The sequence below is a fragment of the Pseudomonas sp. DY-1 genome (genome assembly GCF_003626975.1).
In the GTDB taxonomy this organism is placed as follows: domain Bacteria; phylum Pseudomonadota; class Gammaproteobacteria; order Pseudomonadales; family Pseudomonadaceae; genus Metapseudomonas.
The window spans coordinates 5,816,519-5,841,784 of sequence record NZ_CP032616.1 but is presented as its reverse complement, the minus strand read 5'-3'; the positions used below and the strand labels follow the sequence as shown (position 1 = coordinate 5,841,784).

Sequence of the window (25,266 nt, the reverse complement as noted above, 5' to 3'; positions counted from 1 at the left end):
TCCGCTCCCTGGACAAAGGCTATCCGCTTTTTCCGGCCGCCCGAAATCCGCTGGAAACCCCGCCCCGTCTGCTCTCTGGCCTGCAACCGGGACACAAAATTTTCGGCGCGTCTTTGCCAACCAAACGGATAGACCGGGGAAGTCCCGGCTCCTTCTAATGACCTCCACTGTTTCGCCCGATGTGGAAGGTGCCACCCATGAATACTTCGAATAAAAACGTTGCGCAGTGGAGAGAGTACGTCAGCGGCTGCCTGGACTTCCGTCCGGCCGAAGGCGTGTACCGCATTGCCCGGGACATGTTCACCGAGCCGGACCTGTTCGACCTGGAGATGGAGCTGATCTTCGAGAAGAACTGGATCTACGCCTGCCACGAGAGCGAGATCCCCAACGTCCACGACTTCATGACGATGCGCGCCGGCCGCCAGCCGATGATCATCACCCGTGACGGCAATGGCGCGCTGAACGCCCTGATCAACGCCTGCCAGCATCGCGGCGCCACCCTCACGCGCGTCGGCAAGGGCAACCAGTCCACCTTCACCTGCCCCTTCCACGCCTGGTGCTACAAGAGCGACGGCCGCCTGGTGAAGGTGAAGGCACCTGGCGAATACCCGGAAGGCTTCGACAAGGCCACCCGAGGACTGAAGAAGGCGCGCATCGAAAGCTACAAGGGCTTCGTCTTCATCAGCCTCGACGTCACGGGCACCGACAGCCTGGAAGACTTCCTCGGCGACGCCAAGGTGTTCTTCGACATGATGGTCGCCCAGTCGCCCACCGGCGAGCTGGAAGTGCTGCCGGGCAAGTCCACCTACACCTTCGACGGCAACTGGAAGCTGCAGAACGAGAACGGCCTGGACGGCTATCACGTCAGCACCGTGCACTACAACTACGTGGCCACCGTGCAACATCGCCAGCAGGTCAACGCCGCCAAGGGTGGCGCCAGCAGCACGCTGGACTACAGCAAGCTCGGCGCCGGCGATGCCGAGACCGACGATGGCTGGTTCTCCTTCAACAACGGACACAGCGTGCTGTTCAGCGACATGCCCAACCCAACCGTGCGTCCCGGCTACGCCACCGTAATGCCGCGCCTGGTGCAGGAGCACGGCCAGGCCAAGGCGGAGTGGATGATGCACCGCCTGCGCAACCTGAACATCTACCCCAGCCTGTTCTTCATGGACCAGATCAGCTCCCAGCTGCGCATCGTGCGCCCGGTGGCCTGGAACAAGACCGAGATCATCAGCCAGTGCATTGGCGTGAAGGGCGAATCCGACGCCGACCGTGAGAGCCGCATCCGCCAGTTCGAGGACTTCTTCAACGTCTCCGGCCTCGGCACCCCCGACGACCTGGTGGAATTCCGCGAACAGCAACGCGGCTTCCAGGGGCGCCTGGAGCGCTGGAGCGACATCTCCCGCGGCTACGGCAAGTGGGTCACCGGCGCCACGCCGAACAGCCAGACCCTGGGCATCGCCCCGGTGATGACCGGCACCGAATTCACCCATGAAGGCCTGTACGTGAACCAGCACAGCAACTGGCAGCGGTTCCTGCTCCAGGGTCTGGACCAGAAAGCCCTGAAACTGCAGGAGGTGCAGGCATGAACTCGCAGCTGCAATACCAGATCGAACAATTCCTCTATCGCAAGTCCGCCCTGTGCGACGCCCAGGACTGGGACGCCTACCTGGACCTGTTCGACGAGCAGTGCGAGTACCACCTGCCGCAGTGGGAGTCCGAGCACCAGTACACCACCGACCCGAAACGCGGCATGTCGCTGATCTACTACAGCAACCGCTCGGGCCTGGAAGACCGCGTGTTCCGCATCCGCACCGGCAAGGCCGCCTCGACCATCCCGATGCCGCGCACCCTGCACCAGATCAGCAATGTGCGCATCACCGAGCGCGAAGACGGTCAGCTCGAAGTGACGGCCGGCTGGCAGACCCTGTACTACCGCCTGGGCCAGGCCGAGCACTTCTTTGGCCATGCGACCTACCACCTCAAGCCCAGCGGCGAGAGTTGGAAGATCACCCGCAAGCACATGGTCCTGCTCAACGACACCATCAACTCGGTGCTCGACTTCTACCACCTCTGATTGCCCGGATGCATGCGCCATGAATCACAAGGTCGCCTTCAGTTTTGCCGATGGCAAAACCCTGTTCTTCCCCGTGCAGGGCAACGAGATCCTGCTCGACGCCGCCCTGCGTAACGGCATCAACATTCCGCTGGACTGCCGCGAGGGTGTCTGCGGCACCTGCATGGGCCGCTGCGAATCTGGCCGCTACGCAATGGACTACGTGGACGAAGAAGCCTTGTCGGCCAAGGACCTGGAGCAGCGCAGGATGCTCACCTGCCAGACCCGTGTGCAGTCCGATGCCTCGTTCTACTTCGATTTCGCCTCATCGCTCTGCAGCGCGGCGCGGCCGGTGCAAGAGCGTGGCGTGGTCACCTTTGTGGAGCAGGTGTCGCCGACCACCGCCATCCTCCACCTGGATGCCGGCATCGACGGCCAGCACCTGGACTTCCTGCCGGGACAGTACGCCCGCCTGCAGGTACCGGGCACGGACTCGAAACGCTCCTACTCCTTCGCCAACCGACCGAACGCGGAGAACAAGCTGCAGTTCCTCATCCGCCTGCTGCCGGACGGGGTGATGAGCAACTACATCCGCGAACGCTGCAAGGTGGGTGACGAGATCCGCTTCGAAGCCCCGCTGGGTGCCTTCTACATGCGCCACATCGAAAAACCGCTGCTGATGGTGGCCGGCGGCACCGGCCTCTCCGCCTTCCTCGGCATGCTCGACGATATCGCCGCGAACGGCGGCTGCGGACAGCCGGTACACCTGTTCTATGGCGTGCGCCAGGTAGCGGACCTCTGCGAGCTGGAGCGCATCCAGAACTATGCCGCGCGCATCCCGGACTTCAGTTTCACCCCGGTGATCAGCGACGAAGGCCAGGACTGGGACGGTAAGCGCGGTTACGTAGCGAAGCACTTCGATGCAGCGGCCCTGCGCGAAGCCCCCTTCGACATGTACCTCTGCGGCCCCCCGCCGATGGTCGAGTCGGTGAAGACCTGGCTCACGGAAAACGGCATCGACAACGGCCACCTGTATTTCGAGAAGTTCACCGAGAGCAATACCTGAGGCTCGTCCCAAACGCAGGCCCCTTTGTAGGAGCCAGCTTGCTGGCGAATGCGCGGTGCGCTGCTGGCAAGCTCGCGCCTACGGCGGCACACAAAACAACAAATACGCTCCACCCGCTTCACCAACTGCCCACACAACAACTAGCAGGCCGGGTCACGACGGCACTGCGTAACCAAGGCGGTAACCATGAAAACGACTCTGAACCTTGCGATGCTCGGGGCCGCACTGGCCTCTTCCCTTCCCGCCCTGGCACAGGAACCTGTGCGCATCGGCTTCATCACCACACTTTCGACCCCGGCCGGTTACCTCGGCGAGGACGCCCGCGACGCCTTCCGCCTGGCCATGGACCAGGAAGGCGGCAAGCTCGGCGGCGTGCCGGTGGAACTGGTGGTCGAGGACGACGGCCTGCAACCCGCCAAGGGCAAGCAGATCATCGACCGCATGAGCCTGGATGGCATCTCCCTCTACACCGGCGTGATGTTCTCCAACGTGCTGGCCGCCGTGGTTAACGGTGCCACCCAGGGCGACCGTTTCTACATCAGCACCAACGCCGCACCGTCCAACCTTGCCGGCGCGCAGTGCAAGCCGAACTACTTCGCTGCCTCCTACCAGAACGATGTGCCCCATGAGATGGCCGGCGTTGCCGCCAACGACCTGGGCTACACGAAGATGGTCATCCTGGCGCCCAACTACCAGGCCGGTCGCGATGCGCTGGCCGGGTTCAAGCGCACCTTCAAGGGCGAAGTCACCGAGATCTACACCAAGCTCAACCAACTGGACTTCTCCGTGGAACTGGCGCGCATCCGCTCGCTGAACCCGGACGCCGTGTTCCAGTTCCACCCGGGTGGTGCAGGCATCAACTTCGCCAAGCAGTACGGCAGCTCGGGCCTGTCGAAGAGCATTCCGATGGTGGTGCCGGTGTTCTCCATGGATGAACGCATGCTCGCCGCCACCGGCAACGTGGCCGAGGGCGTCAACGTGGTCAGCGGCTGGAACCCGCAGTCCGACAACCCGGCCAACCAGGCCTTCATCAGGGCCTTCACCGAGAAGTACAACCGCGCGCCGACCATGTATGCCGCCCAGGGCTACGACACCGCGCGCCTGATCGGCTCGGCACTCAAGGCCACCAACGGCGACCTCAAGGACGCCGACGCCTTCCGCGCGGCCCTGCGCGATGCCCGCTTCGACTCGGTACGTGGCGACTTCCGCTTCGGTAGCAACCAGCATGCGGTGATCGACTGGCACCTGCTCAAGGTCCAGGCCGGCGCCGACGGCAAGCTCGCCGAAGTGCCGGTGAAGACCATCGCCAAGGCCCAGGTGGACAGTTACGCGACCCAGTGCGCGCTCTGATTCCAATCTGATCCGCCAGCCCGCCGGCCACACCGGCGGGCCACCACCGCAGGACTTCGCCATGCTGTTGCTCGAACAACTTCTCAATGGCCTGCAGTACAGCGCGCTGCTGTTTCTGCTCGCCTCCGGCCTGACGCTGATCTTCGGCATCATGGGCGTCATCAACCTGGCCCATGGCGCCTTCTATATGGTCGGCGCCTTCTGTGCCGCCTATACCGCCATCGCCAGCGGCTCGTTCTGGCTCGGCGGCCTCGCCGCCCTGGCCGGTGCCGCGCTCTACGGCCTGGTGATCGAGACCGGGATCATCCGCCGCCTCTACAACCGCGACCATCTGGACCAGGTGCTGGCCACCCTCGCAGTGGTGTTCTTCACCAACGAGCTGATCACCCTGCTGTTCGGCCGCAGCCCGCCGGCCATGCCGACGCCGGACTGGTACAACGCCTTCGTCGAAGTGCTCCCCGGCCTGATGTACCCGGTCAGCCGCCTGCTGTTCATCGGCGCTGGCCTGCTGGTGGCATTGGGCATGTGGCTGCTGATCAACCACACCCGCCTGGGCATGCTGATCCGCGCCGGCGCCGACGACCACGAGATGGTCGGTGCGCTGGGGGTGAACATCAGCCGTCTTTACACCCTGGTATTCGTCTTCGGCTGCATGCTCTGCGGCCTCGCCGGATTCATGGCCGCGCCGCTGCTCTCGGTAGAGATCGGCATGGGCGAGAAGGTGCTGATCACTACTTTCGTGGTCATCGTCGTCGGCGGCGTTGGCTCGGTGCGCGGTGCCCTGGTGGGCGCCCTGCTGATCGGCATGGTCGACAGCCTGGGCCGCGCCTACATCCCGCAACTGCTGGACCAGCTGTTGCCGGCCGAGGTCAGCGGCGCGCTGAGCGCCGGGTTGATTTCCGCCAGCGCCTACATCGTCATGGCCCTGGTGCTGCTGGTGCGTCCACGCGGCCTGCTGCCGTCCCGCGCCTGAGGAGAATTCCATGTCCCGACGCCTCTTCATCGACCTGGCCTGCCTGGCCACCTTCGCGCTGATGCCCCTGGTGGCGGCGCTGTTCGACGAACCCTTCCTGGTCAGTCTGTTCACGCGCCTGGCCATCTACGGCATGGCCGCCGCCAGCCTGGATTTGCTGATCGGCTACGGCGCCCTGGTCAGCTTCGGCCACGCGGCCTTCTTCGGCCTGGGCGGCTACGTGGTCGGCATCATCGCCTTCCACAGCTCGCAGGCGATGCCGCTGTGGGGCTGGGAAGGCAGCAACAGCGCGCTCATCGTCTGGCCGCTGGCCCTGCTCTGCTGCGCCCTGCTGGGCCTGGTGATGGGCTACCTGTCGCTGCGTACCAGCGGCGTACAGTTCATCATGATCACCCTCGCCTTCAGCCAGATGCTCTACTTCATCCTCGGCTCGCTGTCGCTCTATGGTGGCGACGACGGCATCCTGATGAACGAGCGCAACAGCCTGCCCGGCCTCGACCTGAACGACGCCAACCAGTTCTATTACCTCTGCGTGGCCCTGCTGGTGACCTGGCTGCTGTTCTGCCGGCGCCTGGTCGGGTCGCGCTTCGGCTTCGTCCTGCGCGGCCTCAAGCAGAGCGAGCGACGCACCATCAGCCTCGGTCTGAAACCCCTGCGCTACCGCCTCACCACCTTCGTCATCGCCGGCCTCGGCGCGGGCCTGGCCGGCGTGCTCTGGGCCAACTACGCGCTGTTCGTCAGCCCTGACATGGGCGCCTGGCAGAAGTCCGGCGAGCTGATGGCGATGGTCATCCTCGGTGGCGTCGGTACCCTCCTCGGCCCGGTGCTGGGGGCGGCCGCCTACCTCGGTCTGGAACAGCTGCTGAGCCTGTGGACCGAGCACTGGCTGCTGATCTTCGGCCCCCTCCTGCTGCTGGTAGTGCTGTTCGGCCGCCAGGGCATCTACGGCCTGCTGATGGCCCGCCAGCGGCCGCGCAAGGCTTACTCCAAGTCCTCCCCTGTCGCCACCACCCGTGAGGTGCATCCATGAGCGCGCAACTGTCCATCCGTGGCCTGGAGAAGGCGTTCGGTGCAGTGAAAGCCACTAACGGCGCCAACCTGGAGCTGGCCGCTGGCGAGTTGCACGCGATCATCGGCCCCAACGGCGCGGGCAAGTCGACGCTTATCTCGCAGATCGCCGGGGAAATCCGGCCGGACAAGGGGCAGATCCTCTTCGCCGGCCGGGACATCACCGAAGTGCCGGCCCATGAGCGGCCGCGCCTGGGCCTGGCCCGCTCCTTCCAGGTCAGCCAGCTCTACGCGGACTTCAGCCTGCTGGAGAACGTCGCCGTGGCCATCGCCGCTCGCGAAGGCAAGAGTTTCGGCATGTGGCGCCCGCTGTCCCGCGACCGCAGCTTGCTGGACCCGGCCCAGGACTACCTGGAACAGGTCGGCCTCGGCCGCCGCGCGCAGGACCTGGTTAGCGAGCTGTCCCACGGTGAACGCCGCCAGCTGGAGCTAGCCCTGGCGCTGGCCCAGGAGGCATCTGTCCTGCTGCTGGACGAACCCATGGCGGGCATGGGTGCGGAAGAATCCGCGCGGATGACCGATCTGCTCCAGTCGCTCAAGGGGCGCTACGCCATCCTGCTGGTGGAGCACGACATGGATGCCGTGTTCGCCCTGGCCGACCGCATCACCGTGCTGGTCTATGGCCAGACGATCCTCACCGGCTCCGTCGAAGAAGTCCGCAGCAACGCGCAGGTCCGCGCCGCCTACCTGGGGGAAGAACATGCTTGAAGTCAGTGGATTGCAGGCCGGCTACGGTCTGAGCCAGGTGTTGTTCGACATGCACCTGACGATCGAACAGGGTCAGGTGGTCTCACTGATCGGCCGCAACGGCATGGGCAAGACCACCACCGTGAAATCCATCATGGGCCTGCTCAAGCCCAGTGCCGGGAGCATCCGCATACACGGCCAGGAGATGCGCGGCGCCACGCCCTACCGCATCGCCCAGGCGGGCCTCGGCCTGGTGCCGGAGGGCCGCCGCACCTTCGGCAGCCTGAGCGTGAAGGAGAACCTGCTGGCTACCGCCACCAAGGGCGGCAAGTGGGACCTGGCACGCATCTACGCCCTGTTCCCGCGCCTGGAAGAGCGCCAGGAGCAGTTGTCGAAGACCCTCTCCGGAGGCGAGCAGCAGATGCTGGTCGTCGGCCGCGCGCTGATGACCAACCCGCAGTTGCTGATCCTCGACGAAGCCACCGAAGGCTTGGCCCCGGTGATCCGCGAGACCATCTGGAACTGCCTGGTGACCCTCAAGGCAGAGGGCGAGACCATCCTGGTCATCGACAAGAACCTCAAGGAGATGGCGCGGGTGGTCGATCGCCACCACATCATCGAGAAGGGCCGACAGGTCTGGCAGGGCACGCCGGACCAGCTCGCCGCGACACCGGAGTTGTCGCATCGATACCTGGGCGTCTGACCAACGCCCAGCCTCCCGGCCCGTAGTCAAGACGGACCGGTAATCCCGACGCAATCCGCTCCCCACCGGCTCAGCAAAAGCCGGCGGCGGACGGGTGCGCCCTGAAAACCAGAAGAAGAAGAGCCTTGCGATGATCTACAAGTCCCGTGCGTTCCCGATCCTCTTGAGCACCCTCCCGCTTTCCGCCCTGGCTGCAGAGTCCGGCTTCATCGCGGATTCCACCGCCACGCTGCAACTGCGCAACTATTACTTCAGTCGCGATTTCTCCGACATCGTCGGGCCGAACCAGCAGTCCAAGGCCGAGGAATGGGCCCAGGGCTTCATCCTCAACTTCAAGTCCGGCTACACGCCCGGCCCGGTCGGTTTCGGCATCGATGCCATCGGCACCCTCGGCATCAAGCTCGACAGCAGTCCCGACCGGGTGAACACCGGCCTGCTGCCGGTGCAGGAAGATGGCGAGGCCGCCGACGACTACAGCCGCCTGGGCGTGGCCGGCAAAATGCGCGTGTCGAAGACCGAGCTGAAAGTCGGCGAACTGCAACCCAACCTGCCCGTGCTGATGTTCAGCGACATCCGCCTGCTGCCGCCCAGCTACCAGGGTGCCAGCATCACCTCCACCGAGATCGCCGGGCTGACCTTGCAAGGCGGCCATCTGACCGGTACAAGCCTGCGCAACGAGGCCGGCGACGACAAGATCCAGGCTCAGATCGGCTACCAGCCGCAACGGCAGGCTTCCAGCGATGCCTTCAACTACGCCGGTGCCGACTACGCCTTCAACGCCAACCGCACCACGGTGGGTACCTGGTACGCGCAGCTCGAAGACATCTACGACCAGCGCCTGATCAGCCTCAAGCACGCCGAGCCGGTGGGTGACTGGGTGCTGGGCGCCAACATGGGCTTCTACGATTCTTCCGAGGACGGCAAGAAGCTGATCGGCGAGGTCGACAACCAGGCCTTCTACTCTCTGCTCTCGGCCAAGCGAGGCGGCCATACCTTCTTCGTCGGCTACCAGGGTATGTACGGCGACCAGGGCTTCCCCAAGGTGTTCGCCAACATCACGCCGCTGGGCAACGAAGTGCCGACCTACGAGTTCGCCTCGGCGGATGAGCGCTCCTGGCAGGTGCGCCATGACTACGACTTCGCCGCCCTCGGCATCCCCGGCCTGACCACCACGGTGCGCTACATCAAGGGCGACAACGTGGATACCGGTAAGGGCTTCGAAGGCGAGGACTGGGAACGCGACCTGGATATCGGCTACGTGATCCAGAGCGGCTCGCTCAAGGGGTTGGGCGTGCGCATCCGCAATGTCACCGCACGTTCCAACTATCGCACCGACATCGACGAGAACCGTCTGATCCTCAACTACACCCTGGCACTGTTCTAAGCCCTGTTGGGGCGAATAAATTCGCCCCAACAGGTTTCTTGCCCACAGTCCCTGCCCCGACAAGGAAACCGCCATGCCCCGAAAATCCCTGGCCGCCCTGCTGCTCTGTCTCGGCGGACTCTTCATGCTCGCTGCCTGGTTGCTGGCCAGCTCCTGGCCCCTGCTCCTGGCGAGCGCCTGTACCCTTTGTGGTGGGCTGCTCTACCACCACCTGCCAGCCCGGGTAGTCGAGGTCCCGCTGAACCAACCGGCGCCGGAACCGCTACCCGCTCCACCGCCCGCGCTGGAAATCCCGGTAGCGCCGGTCCTAACCCTACCCCTCGAACACCTGCTGGCCCGCCTGGCCGACCTTGGCCTGGCCATCGCCGAAAGCGCGGAAGACATGCAACAGGCCAACAGCCTGGCTCGCCAGGCGGGCGAGAACTTGCAGCTCTCCACCAACAGCATCGAGGACTCGAAAAACTCCATCGGCGAACTGGGCCAGTACATGGGACATATCACTGAAGTGTTCAACGACCTCAGCGATCAGTCACAGCGCATCGGCTCCATCGTCGGCAGCATCCAGGAGATCGCCAAACAGACCAACCTGCTGGCTCTCAACGCCGCCATTGAAGCGGCACGCGCTGGCGAACAGGGCCGTGGATTCGCCGTGGTGGCAGACGAGGTGCGCCACCTCGCCCGCCGTGCCAACGAGGCGAGCGAACAGATCAGGGAGATTGTCGGAGGCTTGCAACAGGCCTCGGAAAACGCACGTACGGGCCTTGCACAAGTGGACGGTTCGACCCGCGCCGGCCTGGAGAAATCCGCCATCGCCCTGCAGGCCCTGGCGGAGATGAAGCGCGTTGCCACCACCCGCTACGAAATCGTCCAGCGCATCATGCAGCGGCTGGACGAGAAGCAGCGGATCACCAGGCAGCTGAGGGGGTTGGTGGGTTGATCACCGCTGCTTTCCTTGTAGGGGCGAATTCATTCGCTATGTCTGCGTTAGCTGTTGCGAGAGATTGACCATCAGGCCAAGAGCCTTGTAGGAGCTGGCTTGCCAGCGAAACGCGGCCATTCGCTGGCAAGCCAGCTCCTACGGGCAATGCAGCTCCTTGCAAGACGTAATGCAGACATAGCCAATGAATTCGCACCTTCTACAGGCTCACCCATTCAGGCCCATGAGTTCGCACACTGCCCGATACAGCTGCGTCCCCGGCTGGCCTAGCTCCAGCACGACATCGAAGTGGTTCTTGCCCGGTGCGGCCACGAAGCGACCTGGCAGCCCCCTCGCGATCCAGGCGTCGAGGAACTCGTGGGACTGGCGCGCAAATTCCGCCGTTTCCTGCGCGCCATAGCTGATCACCAGCTCGGCTCCCCGCGTCGGCAAACGGAAAGTCGGGCTGTTGCGCCGCGCCGCCGCTTCGTCCATTCCCATCCAGCCATTGATATGCGTTTCCAGCAACGGTCGCAGATCAAACAGCCCACTGATGGGGAGCGCACCACGCAGCACACTGTCCGGCACGCCATAGCGTCCGTGCCAGCCTCCAGCCAGCAGCATCCCGGTGAGGTGCCCGCCCGCCGAGCTGCCGCTCGCATACAGGAGCTGCGGATCGCCGCCGAAATCGGCGATATGCCGGTGCAGCCAGGCCAGCGAGCGGCGGGTCTGGTCGACGATGTGATCGAGGGTCACGGCCGGAGTCAGGTCGTAGTCCAGCACCACCACGCAAGCGCCGGCAGCGGTCAGGGCTGGCGCCATGAATGCCGAATCGGCCTTGGAAAGGGCACGCCAATAGCCGCCATGGATGAACAACAGCACCGGCGCGTTCGGCTGCTCGGCAGGGAAGATATCCAACCGCTCACCGGTACCCGGCCCGTAGGACACATCCTTGAAGCACTTCAGGCTCGCGTGGGCTGAGTCGCTCAGTGCGCGGTACTGGCGCGGGTACTGATCGAAGTCTTCGACGCTGGCGCGAGCGTTGTATTGCACGTCGTAGTAAGCGGCCAGTTCGGCCGGATCACTGGGGCGGGTCATGGGCACCTCCGATGGTTGTCCGTCGATTAGGCGGCATCCCGTGGAATGGCGAAATCCGGATAGTCGGGGATGGCTATCCGGGGAGTCAGGGGTGCTCATTTGTGGGAGAGAATTCATTCGCGAAAGGCCTAGCGCGGGGTCAACCACCCTCCCCCTGGCCCCTCTCCCGAAAGGAGAGAGGTGACTCGCGCCGGGCACTCACCAGCCATCCTGCTTGGACAGCCCCCTCTCCCTCTGGGAGAGGGTTGGGGTGAGGGAAGCGGCGTTCGGCCACGCCCCGACGGCCGATCCAGGTTGACTAGCCGCCCATAAAAAAGCCGGCCAATCGGCCGGCTCAAACAGCGGGGGAACCAGCCTCCCCCGCCGATTCGGTGACTCAGGCTTCGGCGCGAACGCGGTCGCGGATGGCTTCCTGCTCTGGGCTCGGGGCCTTCTGCAACTGGAAGTCGAAGTCGATTTCGGCGAAGCGATCCACAGCGCCACGGGCGGCAGCAGCGGCGGCGTCCTCGGTGAATCGGATCTCGCCCACCAGCCCGTCGCGGGTGGCATAGGCGAAGTCGTCCCACAGGTACTCGTCGCCCGACAGGTTGATCTGGGTGGTCAGGTGGCGGTAGCCCGGTGCGGAGATGAAGAAGTGGATGTGTGCCGGACGATTGCCGTGGCGGCCCAGGTGGTTCAGCACTTCCTGGGTGGTGCCATCCGGCGGGCAGCCGTAGCCGGACGGCACGATGCTGCGGGCGCGGTAGCGGCCATCGGCATCGGTGACGATGCGACGACGCAGGTTGTAGTCCGACTGGGTGGTGTCGAAGTAGGAGTAGGTGCCCTTGGTGTTGGCGTGCCACAGGTCGACCACGGCACCGGCGATCGGTTTGCCATCGGCGTCTTTGACCTGGCCCTGGAGGAACATCACGGTGCCGGCATCGGTGCCGTCGTCCATGCGCGTTTCGCCTTCGGACAGCGGCGCGCCAGCCACGTACAGCGGGCCTTCGATGGTGCGCGGGGTGCCGCCGGACAGGCCGGCCTGCTCGTCCTGGGCATCCAGCAGGAGGTCCAGGTAGTGCTCCAGGCCAAGGCCGGCTACCAGCAGGCCGGCTTCGCCGCGGGCGCCCATGCGGTTGAAGTAGTCCACCGCTTTCCAGAACTCTTCGGTGGTGACTTCCAGGTCTTCGATGATTTTGATGGTGTCGACCAGGATGCGGTTCACCAGCTTCTTCATGCGCTGGCTGCCTTGGTCGTTGTTGAAGCCGCTCACTTCCTGGAAGAACTTCTGGACGCTTTCGGTACTGGACAGTTTGATAGTCATGGCTATTTCCTCATCTTGTTGTTATCGGGCGCGAATCGATCAGCGATCGTCTTCGTGAATCGATGACGGGTGGCGGCAGAGGCCGTCCACCTCGATCTCCATGTAGGGGAACAGCGGCAGCTGCATCAGGGTGTCGTGCAGCTCCTCGACGCTGGCGAGGTCGAACACGCTGTAGTTGGCGTAGTGACCGGCGATGCGCCACAGGTGGCGCCACTTGCCCTCAAGCTGCAGGCGCTGGGCCAGTTCTTTCTCGTCGGCCTTGAGCTTGGCCGCCTTGGTGGGGTCCATGTCGACCGGCAGTTTTACGGTCATCTTCACGTGGAACAGCATGGAAAGATCTCCTGTTTACTTGCGGCGGAAGAACGCCAGGCGCTCTTCGTCCAGGGCCAGGCCAAGGCCCGGGGTACGCGGCACGTGCAGCTGGAAGTCGCGGTAGACCGGCGCTTCGGTGACGATTTCCTCGGTCAGCAGCAGTGGGCCGAACAGCTCGGTGTGCCAGGTCAGTTGCTTGAGGGTGACGAAGGCATGGGCCGACGCCAGGGTGCCGATGGAGCCTTCCAGCATGGTGCCGCCATACAGGGCGATACCGGCCGCCTCGGCGATCTGGGCGGTGCGCAGCACGGCACGTGGGCCACCGTTCTTGGCAATTTTCAGGGCAAAGATGCTGGCGGCGCCGTCGGCAGCCAGGCTGAAGGCGTCCTCGACGCTTTCGATGGACTCGTCGGCCATGATCGGCGCCGGGCTGCGCTGGTTCAGGCGTACCTGGCCGGAACGGTTGATGCGCGAAATGGGCTGTTCGATCAGGTCGATGCCGTTATCACCAAGGATATGGCAGGCACGCAGGGCAACGGATTCGTCCCAGGCCTGGTTGACGTCGACACGCACGCTGGCGTTGTCGCCCAGGGCCTGCTTGATGGCGATCACGTGCTTGAGGTCGCGGTTCACTTCACCCGCGCCGATCTTCAGTTTGAAGATGCGGTGACGGCGGATTTCCAGCATGTGCTCGGCTTCGGCGATGTCCTTGGCGGTATCCCCGCTGGCCAGGGTCCAGGCCACTTCCAGGCCGTCACGCACGCGGCCGCCGAGCAGTTCGCTCACCGGCAGGCCGAGGCGCTTGCCCTGGGCGTCGAGCAGTGCGCTTTCCAGGCCGGACTTGGCGAAGGTGTTGCCCTTGGCGGCCTTGTCCAGGCGCAGCATGGCGGCGTTGATGTTGCTGGCGTCCTGGCCGATCAGCAGCGGCGCGAGGTGGCTGTCGATGTTCTGCTTGATGCTCTCCGGGCTTTCGTTGCCGTAGGCCAGCCCACCGATGGTGGTGGACTCGCCGATGCCTTCGATGCCATCGGAGCAGCGCAGGCGGATCACCACCAGGGTCTGGTTCTGCATGGTGTGCATGGCCAGCTTGTGCGGGCGGATGGTCGGCAGGTCGACGATGATCGTCTCGACGCTTTCGATCAGGACTTGGCTCACTTCAATACCCATCAGGTTCGTTTCATCTGGTCCCGATAGTGGCCGCGACAAATCGCGGGGTCCAATATAGAGTTTGTCTAACACGATACCTCCAGGGTATCGACAAACCCGAAAAGTCACCGCCCCGGAGTCACCATGGAGCTTCGCCACCTGCGCTACTTCCAGGCGCTTGCCGAAACCCTCAATTTCACCCGTGCCGCCGAGCGCCTGCACATCGCTCAACCCCCACTGAGCCGGCAGATACAGCAACTCGAAGAGGAGCTCGGGGTGGCATTGCTGGACCGTGGCAGACCCCTGCGCCTGACCGAGGCAGGACGCTTTTTCCATGAGCACTCCAGCACCCTCCTCGAGCAGCTGACGAAGGTTTGTGACAATACCCGCCGCATTGGGTCAGGCGAAAAAGCCTGGCTCGGCATCGGCTTCGCGCCCTCCACCCTCTACGGTGTGCTGCCCGATCTGATCCGTCGTTTGCGCAGCGACGCCGGGCTGGAACTGGGCCTGTCGGAGATGACCACCCTGCAACAGGTGGACTCGCTCAAGGCCGGGCGCATCGACGTCGGCTTCGGCCGCATCCACATCAATGATCCGGCCATCCAGCAAGAGGTGCTGACCCTCGACCCGCTAGTGGCCGCCCTCCCCGCCGGACATCCGCTTCTACCCGGCCCGGTGAGCCTTACCGACCTGGCCCAGGAGCCTTTCGTGCTCTATCCGGGCAACCCACGGCCAAGCTATGCCGACCATGTGCTGGCACTGTTCGCGGCCTACGGCCTGCAGATCGAAGTGGCGCAATGGACCAACGAACTGCAGACCGCCATCGGCCTGGTCGCCGCCGGCATCGGCATCACCCTGGTACCGGCCTCGGTGCAGGTGCTGCACCGCATCGACATCGGCTACGCCAACCTGCAGGAAGCCCAGGCCACCTCCCCCATCATCATCAGCCGCCGTGTGGGCGATGCCTCCCCGGCGCTGACCCATTGCCTGGATCTGATCGAAGAGCTGTCCGAAGGGCATATCGGTGCCTGAGCGTGCTCGGGGCCCCTGCGCTGCCCTTGGCGAATAAATTCACGCCCACAAGAGAGCGGCCGAAGCGCCCCTACAACAAGAAAAAAAGCCCGCAAAGGAGTGGAACGGGCTGAGGTAAAGCTAAAAAGGGTTTTCGCCTACTGCAGCGGCGAGAACTTCGCCGGCAGGTAGACGGTGGAATGCATTTCACGCAGTTGCGGCCCGGAGTTCTCCGGTGGCCACACGCCGTCCTCGACGGCTCGCGTGCGGACATCCAGCCGCTGTTCCAGGGTCGCGTAGGGCCAGATGTGCAGGTAACGCGGCGTGCGTCCGTCGGTGGCGTAGAAGGCCGCGTAGACCTGTGAATAACTTTCTCCGGTACGCGGCGCGACGGCCTTTTTCCAGCCTTCCAGGGTGGGGGTCAGACCGGAGGGAATCAGGTTGTATTCGCGCAGTTCGTAGAAGGGGCCGTGGGCGCCCGGCGCGAGGGGTTCGAGGAAGGGGAACAAGCTGTAGTTCTCCACCTTCATGTCGAGCATGAACTCCTCGATGCCGAATGCATCCCGCGCCAGCAGGTAGCGCTCGCGCTCGGCCTGACGGGCCTGTTCGTCGCTGAAGCCGCGCAGCACGGCGACCTGGTTCAGGGGGCCGATTTCCGAGGACCAGCAGCCGACCAATGTGCAGCCCGGCAGCGCTTCGGCAAGGGTGGATTCCAGGCGCGCCAGGGTCGCGGCGGGAGTACGCACGCGCAGGGTGAAGGTGATGAGTTCGTAGAGTCGCATCGGAGTCTCGCTGCCAGGTAAGAATGCGGGGCCGACCGTTTTCGACCGGCCCCGCAGGGTCAGAACTTGAAGGTATAAGTGGTGATCAGGCGGTTTTCCTGATAGTCCGGACCCGAGGCACTGCCGTTGCCGTAGCGTGTCTTGACGTCGATGTTGCGCCACTCGAAACCGACGCCCTTGAGCGGGCCGCTCTGCACCACGTAGCTGAGGTAGATGTTGCGTTCGCTCTCGACGTTCTGGTCCAGGGCGTTGTTGCCACGGTCGATGCCGGTGCCTCGCAGGTAGCGGGTCATCAGCTTCAGGCCGGGCACGCCGTAGGCGGCAAAGTCGAGGTCGTAGCGCAGCTGCCAGGAGCTTTCGTTGGGTTTTACGAAACCGACGGTGGACCAGTTCACCAGATACGGCTGCGGCGCGTAGCCGTTGAGCGTTGGGAAGACGCTCTCGCCGAGCATGCGCTGGTAGCCGACGCCGATGGCGTGGGGGCCCTTGCGCAGGGTGGTCATCGCGCCGTAGGAGCGGTTGTCGATATCGCCGTACAACGCCTTGCCGTCTTCGCTGTTGTCGAAGTAGCGCAGGTCTGTCTTCAGGCCATAGCCGCCACCCAGGTCAGCGGTATGGGTCGCGCCCAGGTAATGCTGCTGGTAGATGTCTTCCAGCTGGCCGTAGAAGTAGCTGGCGGTAAGGCTCGGGGTGAAGGCGTAGGTGGCACCGCCGAAATTCAGGCCATCGCTGCGGCGTTTGATGTCCGGCCCATTGAACAGGTACATCTTCTCGCGGTTGGACGATTCGCGACTGCTGATCTCGGTGAAACGGCCACCGGTGAGCGTCAGCCGGTCCACTTCACGGGACTCCAGCAGGAAGCCGTGGAAAGTGGTGATCAGTTGGCGGGAATCATCGTAGAAGGCCACCGGCAGCATCGGCCGATGCTCGCCGACCTTCAACTCGGTCTTGGAGTAACGCACCTTTCCGGTCAGCGCGGCGCGGCCGTAGTCGCGCACCTGCTCACCTTTGCTGTCGTCGTAGGGAATGATGGTGTCCGGGCCGCGACCGCCGCCGCCATCGAGGCGATAGGCATATTGCCCGGATACATCCAGACCGAACTGCAAAGTGCCTTCGGTATATCCGGAGATGGCACGGAAGTCGAAACCCTGGGTCCAACTTCCAATACGCGACTTTGGTGCATCATCCTGTTTGAAATCACGATCGATATAGAAGTTGCGCAGGCCAAGGCTGATTTGCCGATCCTTCACGAAGTCCGCCTGGGCGGACATCGGCATGAGCATCCCCATCAGGCCCGCGGCAGCCACGCCGCTGGCCAGCCAGCTTTTCTGAAACATGGAAGTGATCCTTTCTTACATGTGCATGCAAGGCACATCTAGTGGGAGCAGATTAATTAGCAAGAAGTGCAACTTCGGCAGTTAATCCACAGTTTTGTTTTTATAACCACTTACTGCAAAAAAGTTGTAGCAAGGCCCGCCACCCGAACATGTACGGGCGCCCTCGATATATATAGTTATGGGTACAGCTTCAAACTGGATGAAGTACAACTTCATCCGGTATTCCGGCGATCAGCCGAAATCCATTGGCAGGCCTGCGACCCGCATCGCGAATGAATCCGCTCCTACACGCTAACCGGGTCTCGTTTGCCGTAGGAGCCAGCTTGCTGGCGAACAACCTGCGGCAGACTTTCGCGGCCCCCGCTCCTACAGGTCGATCAGCAGGCCGAGCGCGAGGCATCCCCCAGGCGGTGGTAGGCGCGGTTGAAATACACCAGGCCTTCCTGGTTCTTGCCGTGACGGATGCCCAGCACCTCGCAGTAGAAGATGGTGTGCGAGCCCACCTCATGCGCCTGGGCGATGCGGCAGTCGAAGCTCACCAGGGCGTCGTCCAGCAGCGGCGAACCGCTCTCCAAGGTGCTCCAGCTGGCGCGGGCGAAACGTTGCTCGGAGTCCAGTTCGCGGTTGGCGAAGACACCGGAGATTTCCTTCAGCTCGGCGGTCAGCACGTTCACGCTGAGCACGCCGTTCTGTTTGAAATGGCCATTGGCGAACGAGGAGCGGTTCATGCACACCAGCAGCGTCGGCGGCTGGTCGGTGACGCTGCACACAGCCGAAGCGGTAAAGCCCCAGCGGCCTGCGGTGCCATCGGTGGTGATGACTGAAACGGCGCCGCCCAGCAGCGCCATGGCATTACGGAATCCATTGGTATCGACCATGGTCTTGCCCCTCAGCTGTCAGATGTCCAGCACCAGTTTTTTCGACTTGGCCCGCGAGCAGCAGACCAGGATCTGGTCGTTGGCGGCTTTTTCTTCATCGGTCAGGTAGACGTCACGGTGGTCCGGTTCGCCTTCCAGTACGTCGCACAGGCAGGTACCGCAGACGCCCTGCTCGCAGGAAATCTCGATCTTGATACCGACGCCGGCGAGAGCGTCGACGATGCTCTGGCCCTCAGCCACCTGCACCGCCTTGCCGCTGCGCGAAGCAACGACTTCGAAGCTGTCGCCACTGGCGTCCACTTCCACCTGGAAGTACTCGCGGTGGATGTGATCGTCGGCGTAACCGGCCTTGCGTGCCTCACTGATCACCCAGTCCATGAACCCGGCCGGGCCGCAAACATAGACGTGAACATCGGCCGCTGGTTGCCCCAGCACGGCGGGCAGGTCGAGCTTCTGCTCGGCGGCCTCATCATCGAAATGGGTACGCACACAAGCGGAGAAGTCGGCGCTTTCCAGCTCGTCGAGGAAGGCGGTACGGCTGCGCGAGCGACCGCAGTAGTGCAGCTCGAAGGCACTGTCCTTCGCAGTCAGTTCGTGGGCCATGGCGATCATCGGGGTAATGCCGATGCCACCGCCGATGAGGATCGAACGGCTCGCGCCGCCGGCCAGCGGGAAGAGGTTGCGCGGTGCGCCGATGGCGACCTCGCTGCCTTCCTGCAGCAGTTCATGGACCGCAACCGAACCGCCACGGGAAGCCGGATCGCGCAGCACGCCAAGGCGGTAGACGGAGGCGTTGGCCGGGTCACCGCAAAGGGAGTACTGGCGCACCAGGCCGGGCTTGAGGTGGATATCGACATGGGCGCCGGCTTCGAACGCCGGCAGGGGTTTGCCCGACGGGTCGGCGAGGTCGAGGATCACCACGCCCTCGCCCTGCTCCACCCGCTTGCGGACCACCAGATTCAACACTTGCTCACTCATACCGGCCTTCCCGCACCTTCAAGGTGCTGCTTGTTCTCGTTGTTACCCACCGCACTGCACGCACGGCCTTGCTTTGTCGCTTCGCGCACTTAGCGCATGAACAGTCCACCGTTCACATCCCAGGTCGCCCCGGTAGTGAAATAGGCTTCAGGACGCGCCAGCTGCACCACCAGATCGCCGAGGAAATCCGCATCGCCCAGGCGCTTGACCGGGATGTTGGCAAGCAGCCCTTCCATGCGCTCGGCCGGCACCGCTGCGCGCACGGCGGGCGATTCGATCGGCCCGGGCGCGATAGCGTTGACGGTCACACCACTGGCCGCCAGCTCCTTGGCGAAGATCTTGGTCAGGGTGACGATGGCGCCCTTGGACGCGGCGTAGTGCGCGCCCGTGGCGGTGCCGCCGTTCTGCCCGGCCAGAGAAGCCATGTTGACGATCCGCCCGTAGCCGGCGGCGGCCATGTGCGCGCCGAATACCTGGCAGCCGACGAAGACGCTGCGGGTATTGAGGCTCAGGACCCGGTCGAACTCCTCGGGGCTGATCTGCATGACCGGCGTGGTCATGGTCATGGCTGCGTTGTTCACCACCACATGCAGCGCACCGAAGCGTTCCAGGGTCGCCGCCAGCGCCGCCTCGAAGTCGGCCTTGCTGGCCACATCGAGTTTCAGCGCCAGGCTGCGTTCGCCGCTCGGGTCGAGCCGGTCGGCAGCGGCCTGGGCGCGTTCCAGCGACAGGTCGGAGATCACCACGGCGTAACCGGCGGCGAACAGGCGGCTGGCGATGGCGAGGCCGAGGCCCTGGGCGGCGCCGGTGACGAGTGCAATCTGACTCATGGCGCGCTCCGCAGGGTCGACTCATGGGCTCGCGAGCTAGAGCGAGACAAGGAAGAAATGGCTGAGAGAGCGGAGTTTACGTGCTGTAAATGAGCATCTCGAAGCCATTGATGACGCGGTATCGCCGACGCGCAGCAGCTCATGGGTCGGCCCTCAGAGGATGTAACCGATACCGGCGAGGGTATCGGTGGAGTTGATCAGCTGGATCAGCTTGCGCTGGATCTTGAAACCCTCGCCTTCGCGCTTGAGCTGGAAGGTGATGTCGGCGGTGTAGTGCTTGAGCACGTCCTTGCGGAATTCCCGCAGGTTCTGTGCGCAGCGCACGGTGATCACGCCGTCTTCTTCGCCCAGCACGCGGAAGCGCGACAGGGCACGCACGGTGCGGGCCCGCGGGCTGGTGGAGATGGACTCGCCGCCGATCAGACGCTGCACCCGCAGTTGGCGCATGTGGTGGTCGTCGTAGGCGTAGTTCAGGGTGTTCTCGAAATCGGTCTCGGTCGGATCGATCGGAATGATGTAGGTGCCCTTGTCGGACCACAGGTTCAACCAGGCGTCGAATTCGCCGTGGTCGAGCATGTCCGCTTCCTGCCAGATGAAAGCGCTGACGTGGTTGAGCAATTCAAGGTTCATGGCTGGTCTCTTCAAACTGTGCGTTGCGTGGCCACGCCGCCCTTCTCACCGCTGGGGAGGGGCGCGCGCAGCGTCGGATGGGGTTAGGCCGACATCATCTTTTTCCACTGCTGATAGGCCGCGCGCATGCCGGTCTCGGCGCTGACGTCGCTGATCAGCCCGTCCTCGCTCGGCTTCTCGCCGGGCAGGCCGCGGTTGAGCATGATCCAGAGGTCGGTGCCCGCCTGGGCGCCCTTCTGCACACGCTCCCAGGCCTCGGAATCATCCGGGGTGCCGAAGCCCATGGGGCCCTGGAAGTGTTCGTGCAGGCGCAGCCGGTAGCGGTTGGCCACGGCCGGGCCGCCGTCCATGGTGATCACCGCGTGGTGGATCTCGGTCTCGTTCACGGAGATCGGCTGCAGCACACGGAAGAAGGCCATGGAGCAGGCCACGTTGGGGAACAGGTTGAGGTTGAAGCCGGAGCCGCCGACGGCGCGGACGATACGGCGCACCTGCTGTTCCTCGATGCCTTCGGCGCGCAGATCAATGGCCAGGGCCTCGAAACGCTCGGGGATCGGCAGGTCCAGGTTGGCTTCCAGGTCCACCAGGTCGGGGATCATCACCATCACGCTGTGGCCGTTGCCGAGGTCTTCGACGTAGCCCGGACCCTTCACGAAATCGAAGAGTTCCAGGGTTTGCTCGTCCACCGAGGACAGGAACGACTTGTGCACCAGAGGGAAGTGGTAGGCATCCGTGGTGTTTTCCAGCTGGATCTTCCAGTTGCCGGGGAAGCGGAAGCGGTGCTCACCGGAAACCTTAACGCCGTAGCCGGCACCCTGCTTCATGAACAGATCGATCCACTTTTTGGCCGGGCCGAGGAAGTCCACCAGCGGCTCGATGTCGTCCTTGAAGGTGGCGAAGATCATGCCGTTGTATTCCTCGACACGCAGGCTCACCAGCGGCAGCTCGCCCTTGTCCAGGCAATCGGCGTAGCTCTCCGGGTGCGGCACGCCGCGCAGGCTGCCGTCCAGGGCGTAGCTCCAGCCGTGGTAGGGGCAGACGAAGCTGTTGGTCTTGCCCTTCTTGTGCTCGCAGACGGTGGCGCCACGGTGACGGCAGCGGTTGAGCAGCACGTGCACGTCCTTCTTGCGGTCACGCACCACGATCACCGGCTGCTTGCCGACGTAGGTGCTCTTGTAGCTGCCGGCCTCGGGAATCTCACTGGCATGGGCGACCCAGATCCAGGTGCTGTAGAAGACCTTCTCCAGCTCTTCGTCGAAGATGCGGGCGTCGGTATAGAGGGAGGTGTGCACGCGGTCGTGCAGCACCAGGTCGGCCGGCGAGCTGGCCAGGTTCACGGTTTCGATCAGGTTGGTCACGATCACTCCTCGTCGGCGCAAGGCGTCGACTCACACAAAGTTCTTGTTGGCGGCTTCCGTAGGAGCGAGCTTGCTCGCGAACCTCGGTCGCTCCCCTTTCGCGAGCAAGGACTCGGCGTCCCCCCTCGCTCCTACACAAAGGCAGGTGTTTTCATTTGCCCGGCACCGGCAGGTGCGCGGAATCGTTCCAGGCATCCACCGGGCGGCTGAACAGGTTCTCGGTCTGGAAATGCGCCATGCGCCAGGTGCCCTCTTCCTCGCGGAACTTCACCGTCAGGCGCGCTGCATTGAGGTGCGAGGCGCCGCTGGCAAAGGTGGAGGTCTGCAACATCACCCAGCTGCCAAGCGCTTGCGCGCCTTCTACGCGAATCAGCTCGGAGCAGAGGAAGTGCACGTTCAGGGCGAAGTGCGCCGGCTCGACCATGTAGGTGGCGAACATGGCGCGGATCGCCTCACGGCCCTGGTAGCCACCGAAGCTCTTGGCGTACTTGGCACCCTTGCCTTCCCAGATGGCGTCGGCGGTGAACAGGCCGGCCAACTCATCTAGGGGCGTGCGGGCATCCAGTGCGTCGCACAGCTCCATGTAGCGGTTCATGCAGGCGCGCACGGAATGTTCGCTTTCCAGTTGGCGCAGGCGTTGCTCAAGGGCTTCGGTCATGGCGGTCACGCGCGCTGGATGATCAGTTCGCGGCCGGTACGGGCCTCGACCTTGGCGTAGCGCCAGAGTTTGTAGGTGCCGTCGCCCACCGGGGTGGTGCGGAACAGGTTGCAGGCGGCGTGCACGGTTTCGATGTCCGGTACGTCGGCCAGCAGGTAGGTGGTCCAGGGGTAGCCGGTGGACGGGCCGACCATGCTCTGGTCGTCGTCCATGTTGCCGAACACCTTCACACCGGGCAGGTCGTGGATGCCGTTCCACATTTCGCTGAAAGCAGCCCAGACCTGCAGTTGTTCTTCGCGCGGCGCATCGAAGAAGTTCTGGTTGATACCCATGCAGAACAGGACGCGCAGGGCTTTTTTATCGCTCATCAGAATCACCGATCAGTCAGTTGGAATTCACAGGTAGCCGGGCAGCGGCTTGTTGCCGAAGAAGATCGCGCCGGCGTTCTGGTAGGTCATGTCGCCCATGAAGGCGTGCTGGGTGATCACCAGGGTGTCGTTGACGAAGCGCGACAGCGGGTTGTCCCGGTACACGCCGGTCATGCCGGAGAGCATCTGCGCGGTACGCGCCACTTCGGCCGCCACGCGGGTGGCATGGGTCGAGGACAGGCGCAGCAGGTTGGTCTGTTCCACGCTCACCGGGTCGCCGGCCAGCAAGTTGGCCCAGGCGTTTTCCATGGCCTCGTAGAACCAGGCACGGGCGGCGCGCAATTCGGCTTCGGCCTTGGCCATCTGCATCTGCGCCAACGGGCGGTCGGAAAGGGCCGGGGCACCGGTGACGGAGAAACGGCCAGTGGCCATGCCGGACAGGTAGTCCAGCGCGGCACGAGCGACGCCCAGCCCCACGACAGACAGCACCTGGGTGGCGAAGGACAGGGACGGATAACGGAACATCGGTTCGTCGAGGTTGGACGGGCCACCACGGACGAAGGTCCATTCCTCGGGGACTACCACGCCATCGATCACCACGTCATGGCTGCCGGTGCCGATCAGGCCGACCACGTCCCAGGTCTCCTCGATCTTCACCTTTTCGCTCGGCATCACGGCCAGACGAGGCAGACCGACGGTGTCACCGTTCTTCGGGCTGATGCCGACACCAATCAGGTTGGCGCCCATGCAACCACTGGAGAACTTCCAGCGGCCGTTGACCTCCAGTCCGCCTTCGACGAAGACGGCCGGTTGCGGCGGGAAGATGCCACCGGCGAACACCACGTCCGGACCGTTGGCATAGACCTTTTCCAGGGTCGCCAGGGGCAGCGCCGCCAGGTACACCGGGTTCATGCCGAAGCTGGCGACCCAGCCGGCAGAGCCATCGGCGGCGGAAATGTCTTCCACCATCTGGCAGAACTCCATCGGCGAGCGCTGATCGCCTCCGAAGCGAGTGGGCACCAGAGCACGGTAGACGCCGAGCTCCTTGAAGCGCTCGATCACGTCCTGGGAAATGAATTTCTGCCGGTCGAATTCCTCGCGCCGGGCACGCTCGCGGATGCCTGCGAGCAGTGCCTGGAATCCTTCACTCGCGGTAATCGGGGTGGGGCGCTGGTAATCCAGCTCGCTTAGCGAAGACATGGGGCTCTCCAGGTGGGCTTCTTGGTTATTGTTCGAGGCGCTGCACGATCTCGCGGGCGACTGCCAGCAGCAGTTCATCCGCGCCCTTGGCGGCAACGAGTTGCAGACCCACCGGCAGCTTCGAGGCGCCCTCGAAGGGCATGCTCAATGCCGGGTGGCCAGTGAGGTTGAACGGCCGCACGAAGGCGGTCATGCCAATGGCCGCGCGGGTATCAGCAGCGTCAGCGACCAGCGCCGGGTAGTCCGGCATGGTCGGCAGCGCGAGGATCGGGCAACGCGCCAGGGCGGCATCCACTTCAGCGGTGAATGCGGCGCGGACGTCTTCGGCGTCGGCCAAGGCGGCATCGGTGGTGCCACTGGCAGCCAGCAGGCGCGAAGCGACATCGGCGCCAACCAGCCCGGTTTCCACCAGGTGGCCGCAGGCATTCCAGGTTTCCCGGTTGATGATGGCCAGGCCCGCGTCATAGGCGGCCTGCATCCCGGGCAGCGGCGCACTGAGCAGTTCGAAATCGGAGGCTTCCAGCACGGCATCCAGCGCCGCCTGCACTTCCGGATTGGCGTGTACCGGTACGACGCCGATCCGGACGCCGTTCACCGTCGGCAGTGCATCAAAGGAAGGATCGATGGCAGCCATGGCCTCGATCAGTATCTGGATGGTGTCGGCAAAGGGGCCGACGCAATCCAGAGAAGTCTGCGCCGGCATCACACCCGCACGGTTGACACGTCCGAAGGTCGGCTTGAGGCCGAACACACCGCAGCAGGCCGCCGGAACGCGCACCGAGCCACCGGTATCGGTACCCAGGGAAAAGTCGCAGAGACCCGCGGCGACGGCAGCGGCCGAACCGCTGGAGGAGCCACCGGGCACGCGTCCGGGATAACGCGGGTTTTCCGCGGTGCCGGTCCAGGCGTTGAGGCCGGTGGTGCCGAAGGCCAGTTCATGCAGGCTGGTCTTGCCGGTGATGCGGCAACCGGCATCCAGCAGCGCCTGGACTACATCGGCATGGCGCACGGCGTCGGGCGCTTCTTCCAGCGCACGACTGGAGGCACGGGTCGGGTGGCCGGCGATATCGATGGTGTCCTTCACCATCACGGTTCGCCCCGCGCCACCCAGCTCCAGTCGCTCGACCACTATCGTCATCTGCTTCACCCATTGGCGTTCTTGTTGGTGCCC

Annotated in this window: 26 protein-coding genes; 11 read left to right on the top strand and 15 right to left on the bottom strand. The window is 64.1% G+C overall.

Translation table 11 applies throughout. The features are described 5' to 3' along the window. Positions 1–197: 197 nt before the first annotated feature. The 10 genes from antA to D6Z43_RS28600 all read left to right on the top strand — a co-directional run bounded on the left by antA (position 198) and on the right by D6Z43_RS28600 (position 10,227). A complete protein-coding gene (gene antA, locus D6Z43_RS27490) occupies positions 198–1,592 on the top strand; it encodes an anthranilate 1,2-dioxygenase large subunit (protein ID WP_120655123.1) in 1,395 nt (464 codons plus the stop codon). Then, a complete protein-coding gene (antB, locus tag D6Z43_RS27485) occupies positions 1,589–2,080 on the top strand; it encodes an anthranilate 1,2-dioxygenase small subunit (protein WP_120655122.1) in 492 nt (163 codons plus the stop codon). Before antA ends, antB begins: the two co-directional genes overlap by 4 nt. 19 nt (positions 2,081–2,099) lie before the next feature. Beyond that, a complete protein-coding gene (antC, locus tag D6Z43_RS27480) occupies positions 2,100–3,125 on the top strand; it encodes an anthranilate 1,2-dioxygenase electron transfer component AntC (RefSeq protein ID WP_120655121.1) in 1,026 nt (341 codons plus the stop codon). A gap of 186 nt (positions 3,126–3,311) precedes the next feature. Then, positions 3,312–4,475, top strand: coding sequence for an ABC transporter substrate-binding protein (locus tag D6Z43_RS27475; protein ID WP_120655120.1), 1,164 nt, complete (start codon positions 3,312–3,314; stop codon positions 4,473–4,475). Positions 4,476–4,536: 61 nt separating this feature from the next. Continuing rightward, the gene (locus tag D6Z43_RS27470; protein ID WP_120655119.1) at positions 4,537–5,448 is read left to right on the top strand and encodes a branched-chain amino acid ABC transporter permease; all 912 of its coding nucleotides are present in this window, start codon (positions 4,537–4,539) and stop codon (positions 5,446–5,448) included. 10 nt (positions 5,449–5,458) lie between these two features. After that, positions 5,459–6,478, top strand: coding sequence for a branched-chain amino acid ABC transporter permease (locus D6Z43_RS27465; protein ID WP_120655118.1), 1,020 nt, complete (start codon positions 5,459–5,461; stop codon positions 6,476–6,478). Beyond that, positions 6,475–7,224 carry an ABC transporter ATP-binding protein gene (locus D6Z43_RS27460; RefSeq protein WP_120655117.1) on the top strand — a complete coding sequence of 250 codons (750 nt, stop codon included), beginning with the start codon at positions 6,475–6,477 and terminating at the stop codon, positions 7,222–7,224. The genes D6Z43_RS27465 and D6Z43_RS27460 overlap by 4 nt, the downstream gene beginning before the upstream one ends. Further along, complete coding sequence (locus tag D6Z43_RS27455; protein WP_120655116.1) at positions 7,217–7,906, top strand: ABC transporter ATP-binding protein; 690 nt, start codon at positions 7,217–7,219, stop codon at positions 7,904–7,906. Before D6Z43_RS27460 ends, D6Z43_RS27455 begins: the two co-directional genes overlap by 8 nt. A gap of 130 nt (positions 7,907–8,036) precedes the next feature. Further along, complete coding sequence (locus D6Z43_RS27450; RefSeq protein WP_120655115.1) at positions 8,037–9,290, top strand: OprD family porin; 1,254 nt, start codon at positions 8,037–8,039, stop codon at positions 9,288–9,290. Between the two features lie 73 nt (positions 9,291–9,363). Beyond that, positions 9,364–10,227 (top strand): methyl-accepting chemotaxis protein, encoded by an 864-nt coding sequence (locus D6Z43_RS28600; protein WP_120655114.1) that lies wholly within the window; start codon positions 9,364–9,366, stop codon positions 10,225–10,227. Positions 10,228–10,434: 207 nt separating this feature from the next. Here the strand turns inward: D6Z43_RS28600 and D6Z43_RS27440 are convergent, their stop codons facing one another. The 4 genes from D6Z43_RS27440 to D6Z43_RS27425 form a co-directional block, all read right to left on the bottom strand. Further along, positions 10,435–11,304 carry an alpha/beta hydrolase gene (locus D6Z43_RS27440; protein WP_120655113.1) on the bottom strand — a complete coding sequence of 290 codons (870 nt, stop codon included), beginning with the start codon at positions 11,302–11,304 and terminating at the stop codon, positions 10,435–10,437. Positions 11,305–11,680: 376 nt separating this feature from the next. Then, positions 11,681–12,607: a catechol 1,2-dioxygenase gene (gene catA / locus D6Z43_RS27435; RefSeq protein WP_120655112.1), complete on the bottom strand. Its 927-nt coding sequence runs from the start codon at positions 12,605–12,607 to the stop codon at positions 11,681–11,683. Positions 12,608–12,646: 39 nt separating this feature from the next. Next, complete coding sequence (gene catC, locus D6Z43_RS27430; RefSeq protein WP_120655111.1) at positions 12,647–12,937, bottom strand: muconolactone Delta-isomerase; 291 nt, start codon at positions 12,935–12,937, stop codon at positions 12,647–12,649. Positions 12,938–12,952: 15 nt separating this feature from the next. Then, a complete protein-coding gene (locus D6Z43_RS27425; RefSeq protein WP_120655383.1) occupies positions 12,953–14,074 on the bottom strand; it encodes a muconate cycloisomerase family protein in 1,122 nt (373 codons plus the stop codon). A 135-nt stretch (positions 14,075–14,209) separates the two neighbouring features. Here D6Z43_RS27425 and D6Z43_RS27420 point away from each other — a divergent pair, with 135 nt between their 5' ends. Further along, positions 14,210–15,097, top strand: a complete 888-nt coding sequence (locus tag D6Z43_RS27420) for a LysR family transcriptional regulator (RefSeq protein WP_120655110.1) — start codon at positions 14,210–14,212, stop codon at positions 15,095–15,097. Between the two features lie 137 nt (positions 15,098–15,234). Here the strand turns inward: D6Z43_RS27420 and D6Z43_RS27415 are convergent, their stop codons facing one another. The 11 genes from D6Z43_RS27415 to D6Z43_RS27365 all read right to left on the bottom strand — a co-directional run bounded on the left by D6Z43_RS27415 (position 15,235) and on the right by D6Z43_RS27365 (position 25,233). After that, positions 15,235–15,858, bottom strand: coding sequence for an NIPSNAP family protein (locus D6Z43_RS27415; protein WP_120655109.1), 624 nt, complete (start codon positions 15,856–15,858; stop codon positions 15,235–15,237). A gap of 59 nt (positions 15,859–15,917) precedes the next feature. Further along, the gene (locus tag D6Z43_RS27410) at positions 15,918–17,195 is read right to left on the bottom strand and encodes an OprD family porin (RefSeq protein WP_120655108.1); all 1,278 of its coding nucleotides are present in this window, start codon (positions 17,193–17,195) and stop codon (positions 15,918–15,920) included. Positions 17,196–17,572: 377 nt separating this feature from the next. After that, positions 17,573–18,073, bottom strand: a complete 501-nt coding sequence (locus D6Z43_RS27405; protein ID WP_120655107.1) for a flavin reductase — start codon at positions 18,071–18,073, stop codon at positions 17,573–17,575. Positions 18,074–18,091: 18 nt separating this feature from the next. Next, positions 18,092–19,051, bottom strand: coding sequence for a PDR/VanB family oxidoreductase (locus D6Z43_RS27400; RefSeq protein WP_120655106.1), 960 nt, complete (start codon positions 19,049–19,051; stop codon positions 18,092–18,094). Positions 19,052–19,140: 89 nt separating this feature from the next. Beyond that, positions 19,141–19,881, bottom strand: a complete 741-nt coding sequence (locus D6Z43_RS27395) for an SDR family NAD(P)-dependent oxidoreductase (RefSeq protein WP_120655105.1) — start codon at positions 19,879–19,881, stop codon at positions 19,141–19,143. A 153-nt stretch (positions 19,882–20,034) separates the two neighbouring features. Then, positions 20,035–20,511 carry an aromatic-ring-hydroxylating dioxygenase subunit beta gene (locus D6Z43_RS27390; RefSeq protein ID WP_120655104.1) on the bottom strand — a complete coding sequence of 159 codons (477 nt, stop codon included), beginning with the start codon at positions 20,509–20,511 and terminating at the stop codon, positions 20,035–20,037. 83 nt (positions 20,512–20,594) lie between these two features. After that, positions 20,595–21,869 carry a Rieske 2Fe-2S domain-containing protein gene (locus D6Z43_RS27385; RefSeq protein ID WP_120655103.1) on the bottom strand — a complete coding sequence of 425 codons (1,275 nt, stop codon included), beginning with the start codon at positions 21,867–21,869 and terminating at the stop codon, positions 20,595–20,597. 151 nt (positions 21,870–22,020) lie between these two features. Continuing rightward, positions 22,021–22,527, bottom strand: a complete 507-nt coding sequence (locus D6Z43_RS27380; protein WP_120655382.1) for a nuclear transport factor 2 family protein — start codon at positions 22,525–22,527, stop codon at positions 22,021–22,023. 5 nt (positions 22,528–22,532) lie between these two features. Then, entirely contained in the window at positions 22,533–22,895 is a 363-nt protein-coding gene (locus tag D6Z43_RS27375) for an IacB protein (protein ID WP_120655102.1), read from the bottom strand. A gap of 27 nt (positions 22,896–22,922) precedes the next feature. Then, positions 22,923–24,095, bottom strand: a complete 1,173-nt coding sequence (locus tag D6Z43_RS27370; RefSeq protein ID WP_120655101.1) for an acyl-CoA dehydrogenase family protein — start codon at positions 24,093–24,095, stop codon at positions 22,923–22,925. 25 nt (positions 24,096–24,120) lie between these two features. Next, a complete protein-coding gene (locus tag D6Z43_RS27365; RefSeq protein ID WP_120655381.1) occupies positions 24,121–25,233 on the bottom strand; it encodes an amidase in 1,113 nt (370 codons plus the stop codon). Between the last annotated feature and the right edge of the window lie 33 nt (positions 25,234–25,266).

Bases quoted from the DNA above. Each gene is read 5' to 3' on its own strand.
- antA (WP_120655123.1), top strand. From the start codon at position 198: ATGAATACTTCGAATAAAAACGTTGCGCAGTGGAGAGAGTACGTCAGC.
- antB (WP_120655122.1), top strand. From the start codon at position 1,589: ATGAACTCGCAGCTGCAATACCAGATCGAACAATTCCTCTATCGCAAG.
- antC (WP_120655121.1), top strand. From the start codon at position 2,100: ATGAATCACAAGGTCGCCTTCAGTTTTGCCGATGGCAAAACCCTGTTC.
- D6Z43_RS27475 (WP_120655120.1), top strand. From the start codon at position 3,312: ATGAAAACGACTCTGAACCTTGCGATGCTCGGGGCCGCACTGGCCTCT.
- D6Z43_RS27470 (WP_120655119.1), top strand. From the start codon at position 4,537: ATGCTGTTGCTCGAACAACTTCTCAATGGCCTGCAGTACAGCGCGCTG.
- D6Z43_RS27465 (WP_120655118.1), top strand. From the start codon at position 5,459: ATGTCCCGACGCCTCTTCATCGACCTGGCCTGCCTGGCCACCTTCGCG.
- D6Z43_RS27460 (WP_120655117.1), top strand. From the start codon at position 6,475: ATGAGCGCGCAACTGTCCATCCGTGGCCTGGAGAAGGCGTTCGGTGCA.
- D6Z43_RS27455 (WP_120655116.1), top strand. From the start codon at position 7,217: ATGCTTGAAGTCAGTGGATTGCAGGCCGGCTACGGTCTGAGCCAGGTG.
- D6Z43_RS27450 (WP_120655115.1), top strand. From the start codon at position 8,037: ATGATCTACAAGTCCCGTGCGTTCCCGATCCTCTTGAGCACCCTCCCG.
- D6Z43_RS28600 (WP_120655114.1), top strand. From the start codon at position 9,364: ATGCCCCGAAAATCCCTGGCCGCCCTGCTGCTCTGTCTCGGCGGACTC.
- D6Z43_RS27440 (WP_120655113.1), bottom strand. From the start codon at position 11,304: ATGACCCGCCCCAGTGATCCGGCCGAACTGGCCGCTTACTACGACGTG.
- catA (WP_120655112.1), bottom strand. From the start codon at position 12,607: ATGACTATCAAACTGTCCAGTACCGAAAGCGTCCAGAAGTTCTTCCAG.
- catC (WP_120655111.1), bottom strand. From the start codon at position 12,937: ATGCTGTTCCACGTGAAGATGACCGTAAAACTGCCGGTCGACATGGAC.
- D6Z43_RS27420 (WP_120655110.1), top strand. From the start codon at position 14,210: ATGGAGCTTCGCCACCTGCGCTACTTCCAGGCGCTTGCCGAAACCCTC.
- D6Z43_RS27415 (WP_120655109.1), bottom strand. From the start codon at position 15,858: ATGCGACTCTACGAACTCATCACCTTCACCCTGCGCGTGCGTACTCCC.
- D6Z43_RS27410 (WP_120655108.1), bottom strand. From the start codon at position 17,195: ATGTTTCAGAAAAGCTGGCTGGCCAGCGGCGTGGCTGCCGCGGGCCTG.
- D6Z43_RS27405 (WP_120655107.1), bottom strand. From the start codon at position 18,073: ATGGTCGATACCAATGGATTCCGTAATGCCATGGCGCTGCTGGGCGGC.
- D6Z43_RS27400 (WP_120655106.1), bottom strand. From the start codon at position 19,051: ATGAGTGAGCAAGTGTTGAATCTGGTGGTCCGCAAGCGGGTGGAGCAG.
- D6Z43_RS27395 (WP_120655105.1), bottom strand. From the start codon at position 19,881: ATGAGTCAGATTGCACTCGTCACCGGCGCCGCCCAGGGCCTCGGCCTC.
- D6Z43_RS27390 (WP_120655104.1), bottom strand. From the start codon at position 20,511: ATGAACCTTGAATTGCTCAACCACGTCAGCGCTTTCATCTGGCAGGAA.
- D6Z43_RS27380 (WP_120655382.1), bottom strand. From the start codon at position 22,527: ATGACCGAAGCCCTTGAGCAACGCCTGCGCCAACTGGAAAGCGAACAT.
- D6Z43_RS27375 (WP_120655102.1), bottom strand. From the start codon at position 22,895: ATGAGCGATAAAAAAGCCCTGCGCGTCCTGTTCTGCATGGGTATCAAC.
- D6Z43_RS27370 (WP_120655101.1), bottom strand. From the start codon at position 24,095: ATGTCTTCGCTAAGCGAGCTGGATTACCAGCGCCCCACCCCGATTACC.
- D6Z43_RS27365 (WP_120655381.1), bottom strand. From the start codon at position 25,233: ATGACGATAGTGGTCGAGCGACTGGAGCTGGGTGGCGCGGGGCGAACC.